Raw genomic sequence first — 11774 nt, 5'->3', positions numbered from 1 at the left:
GGCTAAGAACATAAATCAGTAAACGTAAAAAAGGCAAATCTGTAATTAACAAATTTGCCTTTTTATATTTTAAGCCAAGATTAACCAGCTATTCTGTTTATTCCGGTTTCTCGTTTTCTACCTCCGTAATTTTAAATTTCCTGGAAACGATCATGATGATCACTCCGGCAAGCATAAAAGGAATGGAAAGAACCTGTCCCGTGTTTAGTCCTCCGATCTGAATGAATTCATCACCTTGTGGTTCTTTTAGGAATTCTACAAAGAATCTGATGGCCCAGAGGATGATAAAGAATAATCCAAATAGCCATCCCTGCTGATATTTTTTATTTGTTTTTCTGTAAAGAATCCATAATAAAACGAATAATGCAACATATCCTACTGCTTCGAATAACTGACTTGGGTAGCGCGGTACCGTAAGTCCATATTCACTGCTCTGTTGTGGGAAAAGTAATGCAAAAGGAGAATTGGGGTCAGCGGGTTTTCCTACGATCTCAGAATTGAAGAAATTCCCCATTCTTACAAATGCACCACCTAAAGCTACTACAATCCCTAATCTGTCATATACCCAGAAAGGGTTTTTCCTTATAACCTTATATGAGTAATAAAGAGTGGTAAGAATCAGTGCAATAGTTGCTCCGTGACTTGCCAATCCTGAAAATCCTGTGAATTTGATCCCATTTTTGGTGCTGATCGGTAAAAATACACTCCAGAAATCCTCCTTAAACAGTTCCGGCTGATAGAAGATAACATGTCCTAACCTAGCTCCAAGAATAGTTCCTATCAATGTCCATGTGAAAAGCGGCTCCAGATATTTCTGGTTAATATTATCAATTTTAAAGATTCTTGTCATTAAAATATATCCGAAACCAAAGGCCAGCACGAACATTAAGCTATAAAAGTGCAGGGTAAATATGCCGATATTGATCCCTTTTGACGGATCCCATATTTTAAAAGAAGTTTTAAGCTCCACTTTATCAGAATCAGAAATAGGTTTTGCAGACTTTACCGCATATTTGAATGTGGTGATATTATCTTTGGAAGGAGGAGTGTTGATCAGTTTAAAATGTTTATCAAAAAACTGATATTGTGAATCTTTGAATCTTGTAAGTGTTGAAGCACTGTAGCTGTAGTACGCAGGTTCAAAATTAGATTCGTTAAGGATGACCAGTACATTATCTTTGATTCCTCTGTCTGGAAAAGCGCTAAGATCTCCCAGTTCTGTAGTGGAATAGATTTTTACAGGAACATTATTTCCATTGATGTCTAAAGCTCCGTCAGATAGACCTCCAGGGTATTCCTGTGCAAAAAGGCACTGGGTAACCAATGCAAATATGACAAGGTAAATTCTGAAAAAAATATTACTCATTTTTCTATTGATTTAATAGTTTGTTTTATTGATGTTTATGCTTAGGGGGAACAGGGTCGTAGCCGCTTCCTCCCCATGGGTGGCATCTTAAAATTCGCCTGAACCCCATCCAGAACCCCTTAAATACACCATGAACCTGCAAGGATTCTACCATATAATGAGAGCAGGTAGGTTCGTAACGGCAATTTTTAGGAAGTAGGGGCGAGATGAACCACTGGTAAAATTTGATCAAAATTACCAAAGGAAATGTAATGATTTTATTGAATGTAAGTTTCAAAACAATGCAAAAATAGGGTAAAAAAATGAAAATTAGTTTAATTTTGTTAGAAGTTTCAGAGCGTAGAAATCTGAAATATTGATCTTAAAAAATAAAATACTTTGAATCAAAATATTCCATTAGCTGAGAAATTAAGACCTAAAACCCTGGATGAGGTGCTGGGGCAGGAACATCTTACCGGCGAGAAAGGAACGATCAGAAAAATGATCGAAAATAATTCCCTGAATTCCCTGATACTTTGGGGCCCTCCGGGAACAGGCAAGACTACACTGGCTGAGATTATTTCTGAGAGTTCCGGGAGAAAATTTTATAAACTTTCAGCGGTGTCTTCGGGAGTAAAAGATGTTCGTGATGTAATTGATGATGCTAAAAAGCAGAATTTATTTTCCGGAAAATCACCTATTTTGTTTATTGATGAGATTCACCGTTTTAATAAGTCCCAGCAGGATTCCCTGTTGCATGCAGTAGAAAAAGGCTGGATCGTTTTAATAGGAGCTACTACAGAAAATCCGAGCTTTGAAGTGGTCTCTGCTTTATTATCAAGAAGTCAGGTGTATATCCTGAAAGCTCTAAGTTATGAAAAGCTTGAAGAACTTATCGATATCGCTTCTGAAAGATACAATAAAGATGAACGCTCAGACTTTAAAATTCTTGAAAAAGAGGCACTGATACAATATTCAGGAGGTGATGCCCGAAAGCTGATCAATTCTGTAGAGCTGGTTCTGAATCAGTATAAAAATACAGAGACCAAAGAGATTATCAATTCAGATGTGCTGGAAGTTCTTCAGGAAACCATGGCATTGTATGATAAGAATGGTGAGCAGCATTATGATATTATCTCTGCCTTTATCAAATCCATGCGTGGAGGAGATCCTAACGGAGCTGTTTATTGGTTGGCGAGAATGATTGCCGGAGGAGAAGATATTAAGTTTATAGCAAGAAGAATGCTTATTCTGGCGGCAGAAGATATCGGGTTGGCAAATCCTAATGCGCTGGTTATTGCCAATAACTGTTTTCAGGCTATCAATGTGATTGGAAATCCTGAAGCGAGAATTATTTTAAGCGAGACAGCTGTATATCTGGCTGTTTCTCCAAAGAGTAACTCTGCGTATATGGCAATTAATGAGGCGTTAGCGTTGGTAAAACAAACCGGTAATCTTCCTGTACCACTTCATTTAAGAAATGCTCCTACCAAACTGATGAAAGATCTGGATTATGGAAAAGAATATAAATATGCTCATTCCTATGAAGGGAATTTTGTAGAACAGGACTTCCTTCCTCAGGAAATCAGGGATGTGAAACTGTATGAACCCGGAAATAATTCAACGGAAAAGAAAATCTATGAAGAACTGAAGAAAAAGTGGGGAAAGAAATATTAAATAAAAAAGGATAGAACTTTTAGTCTATCCTTTTTTTATGGTGAAAAATTATTTCGTATGAATATATAGAGTTGGTTTCCCGTTGTACTCTTTTATTTTAGATGTTGCAGGAACCTCCGTGCTTATCATAGTTGATGAATCGGTAAATTTGAAATCATCAATAAAAACAGGATTATTGGCAGGAAGGTCTTTTTGTTTATTGAGAGATGCTAATGTTATCTTACTTAATTTTACGCCATCCAGAGATTTATACTCAGTAACTCCGTTGGTGAAAACAGAACTGAATTTTTTCAGGTTGGCAGGAAGTTCAGATCCGCTATTGTAGACTTTTACAACCTGCATACTAGTGCCTTTCGAGTTGAACAGGGCTTCTGTTCCAATCATATTATCAGCAATAGCGAGCTTTTGCTGTGCAAACAATGTTGCAGATGACAGTATTAAAAAAGAGTAGAGTAATTTTTTCATAATCAGAATATGTAACTGTTAAAAACGTGATAAATATAGTTATTTTTTACAAAATGTGAATTAAATATTGAAATGTTTTAAATTTTATTTAGAAATAAAAACTTTTAATCTAATTATAAATCCTGATTTTCTTCTTTTTTTTCTTTTGTATCGACCATATTTTTGATGATATTCTTAAAGCGCTGAAAAGTAAAGGAACTTAACAGCAGAATAATCCCAAGAGCAATAAACGCGCTGATTCTTGAAATATTATCCATTTGCCATACATCATAGGCGTATAGCTTCAATACCATTATACCAATAAGAGTAAAACCGATCTTATTATATTCCTGAATATTTCTTTTTAATCCCATATAAATAAAAATACTGGCAAGTATCGTCCAGATGATTGGAAGATAAAGAATGTTAAAATGATTTTTTACAGCATATGAATCGGCAATATCCTTAGAGACTGTCAATACATATAGATGATGAAGCTCATAGCTAACCGAAATAATGAGTGTGAGGGCAATAAACCAATATGATATTTTCGATTGATGGAATCCTGTAGCGGGAACAATTTTTAAGCATACATATATAAAAGGTATCCATTGAAGCAGATGCCATAAATAAAATCCACTCTGAAGTTCTTTTGAAAGGATATCCGTCACAACTGATGAGGTGGAAGCAGAAAGGTTAATTATAATAAGGAAAAAGAACAGATAGATCAGTGCGGTCTGAAAATCATTGGGAATATTAAGTTTATTTCTGAAAACTAATAGGATGAAAATATAACAGATACTGTATAGTAATCCTACACTGCTTATTACCGCCAAAGACATGTGATTGATATGATAAATAATTTCCAGAAGGAATGCAGTATAAATAACTCCATAACTTGCTATTGTAATAAGGTCTTCAAAAAAGGTATTGGCTTCTGTTTCTTTCCGGTTGTTTTTCAGTAAATATAAATTGATACCAGTTGAAACGATGGTCACCAGGCTGGTTAAAAATACAGGATTGAATATAATGGCAAGATTGTCTGTATTGAAATATTCACACCACGTAATAATCTGTGCAAAAATAACCATTGGGAAAAGGACATGAAAACATGTTTTAAATATTGTATGACCGGTTTTTTTCCATATGAATAGGAGTAAAGTAGCTTCTATAGCCCAGACACTTGTGATAAGATGTGCTTTAAACTGTAAAGCAACTGCTATTGTAATGAGGCTGATTGTTATCCCGGCAAAAACAGAAAAAGATGTCCCGAAATTCCTTCTTCCATATTCTCTTAAGAAAAGGATTGCATTTACCACAGCAAAAATGAGTGGGAAGATGATGACAGGTTCGTATTGTAATTCATTGAAAATATATGTTAGTCCTATAATGCTTGAGCCGTTAACCAGAGCAAGCATTAAAATATCAGGAACAGAAAGTTCACTTTTCCTGAAGTAATTGTGAAGGGCAAAAATGTAAAAAATAATATAACTGATGAGGTAGAAAGTAATGCTTAACAGTTGAGGCAAATCAGCAGTCCAGTAAAAAAGATAGAGGCTGGTGAAAATATAAGCTGTCCATCCCACACTTTTCCAGTGCTGAAGAAAAGCGGCTGCAAGCATTCCAAGGTTTAATAAACTGAGGTAGGTGAAGAGAAACAGATAATTGCTTTCTCCTGTGCTGATCATGAGAGGAGCGGCAAAACCGCCTATTAATGAAAAGATGATCAGAACCTCACTTCTGTAATAGTAGGATAGAATGATAGAAACGGCGGTAATCACCGAAGTGATGATAAAGGCCATATTCTGACTGAAAAGATGATATTCCCGAAAGGCGATAGTGGTTGTAAAATATAGGACGGCAATTCCGCCTCCGGTAATAATAGAGGCAAATGTTTTGTAGTTTTTTCTAAGGAAATGCCCTAGAACTATGATTCCGCCTCCGATGCAAAGGCCAATTCCTGCTCTTGCGGTTTCTCCGATCCAGTTTTTATCAATGGCATATTTTACAAAATAACCAATTCCGAGAACGAGGGTGAAAATACCAATAACGGTAAGAATATTCTGCTTTAAAAATTCAAATATAGGATGTAACCAATCTTTTTGAATTACCGGAGGTTGTTCTGTGTTTTCATCAGGAATGACAGCTTCTCTGTGAGATTCGACTGGTATTTGTGATTCAATAATGGTGTCTTCGGTATGGGAAATCCCCTGACTGGTCTCAGGTTGTAGTATTTTTTTATTGATTTTGGAACTAAGGTCTGATACCTCTTTTTCAAGTTTCCGGATCTTGTTACTCAGATTGTTGAAAATAATGGCAATAACTACAATAAGGATAACCGCAATATACTCATTCATTATATAGTTTTTATCAAATATAAAGATTTTTGAAATGGTATTAAAAATTAACCCATCGCAATAGAAGCGATGGGCTAACGGTATAGATAACTAACAATATGTTCTTATTAATTAGAGACTTTATAGATATAGAATGAAGAAACACTGGAACCCGCAATCGATAGTGATAAAACGTTGCTTCCTGTGAGACCAAAACTTACTTTGTCTCCGGCCTGAAAGGAGTATAGTGAATTGATACTGGCTTCAGATAGTGTTAACTTAGCTACAAGTAAATCAAGACCTGAAAACGCTCGGGTGTCAATAATTGTACCCACTCCACTTCTCGTTCTTGCTATTCCAATACCGTAACCATTTACCAGAAGGTCTGCCTGTAATCCTGTTCCGTATCTGAAAGTATATCCTAACATATAAACTCCTGTAGATGGAATGATAAATGAACTGTCCGAATCAGAAAACATACTTGCAGATCCTATTGTTCTTTCTGCTGCAAGGAAATTGACAGGTTTGAAGGTTGCAGGAAATAGCGAAACATTTACAAGACTTATTCCTGTTGTTTTTTTAGCAGAAAACATGCCTGAATTTACATTAGCAGCCCCTATTAGCAATTGTGGATCCATTGCAAATACTTCTGTGCTTGAATTATCCTGAACTAAAAGCTGGTATCCGGGTACTGTAGTAGCGGTTGGTGTATTTCGAACTCTCATATTTCCATTAACATCTAATGTTGCCGTTGGGGCTGAGGTATTAATTCCTACTTGTGAAAATAATGGCAGTGCTGCACATGCCAGTATTAGGCTGTAAAGTTTAGTTTTCATGATCAAGATTTTTACTTAGTTGCAAACAAAGATACAATAAATATACATTTTATATTGTGGAATTTTCATATTTAATATAAATATGATGTAATATATTTAAACGTATGTTTGTATTTTAGAATATATTGTTACATATTTTAATTACGGGTTATTTTTATTTTATTTATTTAAGTGGGTGTTTGTGAGGGTTTTGAAAAAATAAATTATCCCTGTTGTGTGGGTTGTTTTTTTGAGTTATACGAGGCTGGTCAGGCATTTATTAATAAATCACATTATTTTTTTGGTTGTTACGATATAAAAAAAACACTGTTACTTTAACAGTGTTTTTTTATTAGGTATATGTTAGCTTATTTTTAACTTTCCAAAAGGAATTCTTTATAATTTCCAAGAAAATCCACATCAGCGTTGATGGATTCAAGTTCTTTTAGGGCATTTCCGTGTAGTACATCCTTCCATGAGCCTTCTACATTAATGAAGAAGAAATAATTCCCCAATCCTGTTTTTAATGTTCTGGATTCAATTTTGCTGAGGTTCATTTTTCGCCATGCAAAAACAGACAGCACCTGATGTAGGCCTCCGGGATGATCTTCAGGTAGGGTGATCAGCATTCCTGATTTCTCACCCAATGTTTCGAGTTGACTGTTATCATATCTGTTTTGTTGCTTTGAGATAATAATAAATCGGGTATAGTTCTGTTCAAAATCCTGAATATTACGGTTGATGATCTTTAAACCATATAAATTAGCTGCAAACTGATTGGCTACTGCTGCAATCTTCAGTTCTTTATTTTCCGATACATATTTGGCAGCAGCGGCGGTAGAAGAAAAATCCTGTTTGGGAATGCCTTTGTAATGTGTATCCAAAGAATGGAAGCTCTGAGCCAATGCCTGTGGATGAGAATAAATCCTTTCTATCTCCTCAATAGAATTTTCAGGATGAATCATCAGGTGGTGAGCGATAGGCATTACAGCTTCCGCTTCAATTTTAATAGACGGTGTCTTATACAAATAATCCAGCGTCATTGATACGGTGCCTTCTATGGAATTCTCCAAAGGAACAACAGCTTTGAGTGTGTTTCCGCTTTCCACTGCACTAAAACAGTCCAGAATGCTGGCTTGTGGTAAAAGCTCATCATCAGGAAAAAGCTGTGCGGTGGCAAGCTGAGTAAAGCTGGCATGAGGCCCCAAAAATGCAATCTTCATAAGTAAATATATAAGGTGTTGTTGTTATCAAAAGACAAAGGTGCGAATTATAGTTCAAAGTTCAGCGGGAGAGTTCAGGGTTTAAAGTTTAAAGTTTAAAGTTGGTTGACTGTAGGTGTCTTGTCTCCTGTTTTCAATCTTTATAAGGTGTCCTCTGTGGTCTCTTTCCAATTGCCTTCAATCATCTTCATCAGGAAATCCGGACATTTGATAACTTTATTGGTTTGGGCATCTAAAAAGAAAAGGGTAGTGGAGGCCTCGGTAATTTTAATATGCTCTTCATTGTAAATTTCATATTCAAATTCAATTCTTACTCCGGGAATTTTTTTTACATAAGTATGAATTTCTAATTTTTGATCATACAAAGCTGGGCGAATATACTTAATTTTGTAGTCTGAAACAGGCAGCCAAATTCCTTGGTTTTCAATTTCATCGTATGAAATTCCTATACTTCTGAAGAGTTCAACCCGGCCTACTTCAAAGTACTGGGCGTAGTTACCATAGTATACATATTTCATAGGGTCTGTTTCTGCGTAACGTACTCTAATTGAATGAGTTGTGTGTATCATTTTAGGTCTTAAATTATACATACAAATATATTTTTAAATAATCAATACCTGCAATATTTTTTTTTAAAAAGAAAATATTGGACCTTTGTCTCCCTTCTAAAAACAGTACAAACAAAAGAATAATCAGGGCATAAAAATGGATGACAATTTAATGATGATATGGCAGAAATGCCTTCAGTTTATGCGCGATAACCTGAACGCAGCTGAAGATAATTCTGACCTGAAAAAACTTGAGAAATCTTTCGATATGTTATTTGATAAGGTACAGCCACTTTCATTAGTGTCTAATAACCTTACACTTATCGTACCGAGCGATTTTTACAAGGAATATATCGAGGACAATTACCTGTCCTTACTTTCTGCTGCCCTGAAGAAAAATGTAGGAAAAGGAGTGAAGTTATGGTATTCTGTAATGGAAAACAGACCAAAAGGTGAAGAAAAACCGGTTACCATGAACATGAAGGGACAAAGTGTTCCTACTCCAAAAACACAGGAAACAATGCCACAAGGATTCTCAGCTAATATTGTAAACCCTTTTGTGGTCCCTGGAATTAGAAAAGTAAATATTGATTCTAATCTGAAACCAGACTATTCTTTTGATAGTTATGTAGAAGGAGAAAGTAATAAATTTGCAGCTACCGTAGCAAGATCTATTGCTAAAAGACCTGGAGCTACAGCATTCAACCCATTATTCTTATACGGAGGATACGGAGTAGGAAAAACCCACTTAGGTCAGGCTGTTGGTCTTGAAGTAAAGAATCAGTTTCCAGACAAGGTCGTTCTTTATTTATCTTCAGAAAAATTCATCCAGCAGTTTATTTCAGCTGCTAAAGCACATAAGCAAACAGAATTTGCAAACTTCTATCAAATGGTAGATGTACTGATTATTGATGATATTCAGTTCTTATCAGGAAAATCAGCAACACAGGACAGCTTCTTCCACATTTTCGATCACCTGCATCAAAATGGAAAGCAGATTATCCTTACTTCAGATAAAGCGCCGGCAGATATTATGGATATTCAGGACAGGATTGTTTCCCGTTTCAAATGGGGACTTTCTGCAGAGATCAAATCTCCGGATTTATCTACAAGAAGACAGATCATTGAAGATAAGCTAAGCAGAGACGGAATCGTTCTTCCTGGAGATATGCTGGATTTCCTTGCTGTTGAAACGAAAACAAACGTAAGAGAATTAATTGGGGTTATCAACTCGGTAATTGCATATTCTACAGTATATAAGAGAGATCTAAGTCTTGAATTATTAAAGGAAACCATCAACAGAATTGCAGCCAACCAAAAGAAGGTGATCAATATTCCTTATATTCAGGAAGTGGTATGCGACTATTTTGGAATCAAAAAAGAGCAGCTTCTATCCAAAACAAGAAAAAGAGAAATCGCATTACCAAGACAATTGGCCATGTATTTCTCAAAAGAGTTTACCAACTCCACATTCACTAAAATTGGAGAAGAAATGGGCGGAAAAGACCACTCTACAGTAATGTATGCATGTGATACTATCAAGGACGTTTCGAAAATTGATAAAGAAATTAAGAAATACGTTAAGGATCTTACCGAAAGAATTAAGCAGTAAGATGATCTTAATCTAAAATATTTAAAAATGAAGAATAGTTTTATTCTTCATTTTTTATTTAGTTTTGTTACAGCAATACATTTTGATTGCTATTTAATTTATTAAATATCAGACTATGAAAATCCTGATGGTTTGCCTCGGAAATATTTGCAGAAGCCCTTTGGCTGAGGGAATTATGAAAACAAAAGTGCCGGAAAGCTTTGTGGTAGATTCTGCCGGAACGATTGCTATGCATGAAGGTGAACATCCGGATAAAAGAGCCATTAAAACGGCTGCTAATCATAGTGTTGATATTTCCAGACAAAGATCCAGACCTATCACAAGAGCAGATTATGAAACTTTTGATAAGATTTACTGTATGGATATAGATGTGTTTGAAGATGTTGTTTCCAAAGCTGAAAATAAAGAAGAACGCCAGAAAATATCATTGTTTCTGGAGGTATTGGGAGATCGCGAAAATGCTGAGGTTCCGGATCCGTATTGGGGAGATTTGAAAGATTTTGAAAATGTTTTCCAGCTTTTGGAAAAGGGATGTGATGCTATCAGAAAGCAAATCCTAATAACATAACCATGAAAAAACTGCTATTACTACTCATCGTAAGCTTTAATTTCTCTTTTGCTCAGACCAAAGATGAAACAGAAATCCTTAAAGTAATGAATGACTTTATGGAAAGTATTAAAACAAGAAATGAACCCAAATATCTGTCTCTATTCCAGGAACCAGTGCTCTGGACAGGAATTTATAAAGACAGAACACAGGCTAAACGTCTGGAGAAAAATCCCAAGGCAGAATATTATTTTGCCGATGATTATAAAGCTTTCATCAAAGGCTTTAAAGATGATAAATCTGAAGAAAAATTTGACAATATTAAAATCGTTGAGGATGGAGGAGTAGCTTCTGCCAATTTCGATTACAGTTTTTGGTATGACGGAAAAATGGAAAACTGGGGAAAAGAAATCTGGACGCTGATGAAAATCAACGGAATCTGGAAAATAACCTCTGTAACCTTTTCTATGGACCTTGCGAAATACTTCCCACAACCATCATTAAACGAAAGAACTAAAAAATAAAACAATGCTTTTTTTACTCCCTGCTTACTTATCAGAAAATACTTCAATCACTCATTTTGCACCTGTTATTAAGGAATATATCATGCAAACCGATTACTTCTTCGTGGAAAATGAGAAAACGGCCAGAAAGGTCGTTAAATTCTTTGCTCCTGAAAAGAAACAGGCAGATTTGAAGCTGTTTTTATTGGATAAGTATACAGAAAATGCAGATATTAAAGAAGCCCAGCAGCTTATGCTGAAAGGGCAGGATTTTGGATTGCTTTCAGAAGCAGGATTACCATGTATTGCAGATCCTGGAAACCTGATGGTAAAATGGTGCCATGAAAAGAATATCAGAGTAATCCCTATTTCAGGACCTTCATCCATTATTCTGGCTTTAATTTCCAGTGGTTTTAATGGACAGGAATTTACGTTTAACGGATATCTTCCTATTGATAAAGGAGAAAAGAAGAAACAAATCCAACAGTTGGAAAGCCTGGTTCAGAAAACTGGTTATTCTCAGATCTTTATGGAAACTCCTTACAGAAATAACCAGCTTATTGAAGATCTTACAAAATTCTTATCACCTAATACCAAGTTGTGTATTGCTGCCAATATTAATGATCCGGAGCATGAATTTATCAGCACTAAAACAATAAAGGATTGGCAGAAACAAAAACCTGAACTTCATAAAGTTCCTGCTGTATTTGTACTTGGAAAATAA

12 protein-coding genes are annotated in these 11774 nt (G+C 35.5%); 5 read left to right on the top strand and 7 right to left on the bottom strand.

Annotation, left to right across the window (positions count from 1 at the left end; genetic code table 11):
- Positions 1–97: 97 nt before the first annotated feature.
- Together lgt and yidD are read right to left on the bottom strand one after the other, a co-directional pair.
- A complete protein-coding gene (gene lgt / locus M2372_RS07310) occupies positions 98–970 on the bottom strand; it encodes a prolipoprotein diacylglyceryl transferase (RefSeq protein WP_185018854.1) in 873 nt (290 codons plus the stop codon).
- Between the two features lie 421 nt (positions 971–1391).
- Positions 1392–1643 carry a membrane protein insertion efficiency factor YidD gene (yidD, locus tag M2372_RS07305; RefSeq protein WP_185018822.1) on the bottom strand — a complete coding sequence of 84 codons (252 nt, stop codon included), beginning with the start codon at positions 1641–1643 and terminating at the stop codon, positions 1392–1394.
- A 101-nt stretch (positions 1644–1744) separates the two neighbouring features.
- Between yidD and M2372_RS07300 the strand changes: the two genes are divergently transcribed.
- Positions 1745–3022 (top strand): replication-associated recombination protein A, encoded by a 1278-nt coding sequence (locus tag M2372_RS07300; protein ID WP_115971092.1) that lies wholly within the window; start codon positions 1745–1747, stop codon positions 3020–3022.
- Positions 3023–3070: 48 nt separating this feature from the next.
- On the opposite strand, the gene M2372_RS07295 is transcribed toward M2372_RS07300, so the two are convergent.
- From M2372_RS07295 to M2372_RS07275, 5 genes are all read right to left on the bottom strand, one after another.
- Positions 3071–3487, bottom strand: coding sequence for a hypothetical protein (locus M2372_RS07295; RefSeq protein WP_115971093.1), 417 nt, complete (start codon positions 3485–3487; stop codon positions 3071–3073).
- Between the two features lie 113 nt (positions 3488–3600).
- Positions 3601–5823 (bottom strand): DUF2339 domain-containing protein, encoded by a 2223-nt coding sequence (locus M2372_RS07290; RefSeq protein WP_123319729.1) that lies wholly within the window; start codon positions 5821–5823, stop codon positions 3601–3603.
- 107 nt (positions 5824–5930) lie between these two features.
- Positions 5931–6638 carry a hypothetical protein gene (locus M2372_RS07285; RefSeq protein WP_123319728.1) on the bottom strand — a complete coding sequence of 236 codons (708 nt, stop codon included), beginning with the start codon at positions 6636–6638 and terminating at the stop codon, positions 5931–5933.
- Between the two features lie 353 nt (positions 6639–6991).
- Positions 6992–7840, bottom strand: coding sequence for a prephenate dehydratase (gene pheA / locus M2372_RS07280; RefSeq protein WP_123319727.1), 849 nt, complete (start codon positions 7838–7840; stop codon positions 6992–6994).
- Between the two features lie 140 nt (positions 7841–7980).
- Complete coding sequence (locus tag M2372_RS07275) at positions 7981–8409, bottom strand: thioesterase family protein (RefSeq protein WP_115971097.1); 429 nt, start codon at positions 8407–8409, stop codon at positions 7981–7983.
- A gap of 136 nt (positions 8410–8545) precedes the next feature.
- Between M2372_RS07275 and dnaA the strand changes: the two genes are divergently transcribed.
- The 4 genes from dnaA to M2372_RS07255 all read left to right on the top strand — a co-directional run bounded on the left by dnaA (position 8546) and on the right by M2372_RS07255 (position 11774).
- Positions 8546–10000: a chromosomal replication initiator protein DnaA gene (dnaA, locus tag M2372_RS07270; RefSeq protein ID WP_045495212.1), complete on the top strand. Its 1455-nt coding sequence runs from the start codon at positions 8546–8548 to the stop codon at positions 9998–10000.
- 115 nt (positions 10001–10115) lie between these two features.
- Entirely contained in the window at positions 10116–10568 is a 453-nt protein-coding gene (locus tag M2372_RS07265; protein WP_123319726.1) for a low molecular weight protein-tyrosine-phosphatase, read from the top strand.
- A gap of 2 nt (positions 10569–10570) precedes the next feature.
- Entirely contained in the window at positions 10571–11071 is a 501-nt protein-coding gene (locus M2372_RS07260; protein ID WP_123319725.1) for a nuclear transport factor 2 family protein, read from the top strand.
- Between the two features lie 4 nt (positions 11072–11075).
- Positions 11076–11774, top strand: coding sequence for an SAM-dependent methyltransferase (locus tag M2372_RS07255; protein ID WP_115971100.1), 699 nt, complete (start codon positions 11076–11078; stop codon positions 11772–11774).

It is taken from the genome of Chryseobacterium sp. BIGb0232 (genome assembly GCF_024810195.1).
GTDB lineage: Bacteria > Bacteroidota > Bacteroidia > Flavobacteriales > Weeksellaceae > Chryseobacterium > Chryseobacterium pennae.
This window is presented reverse-complemented; position numbering and strand designations above follow the sequence as displayed.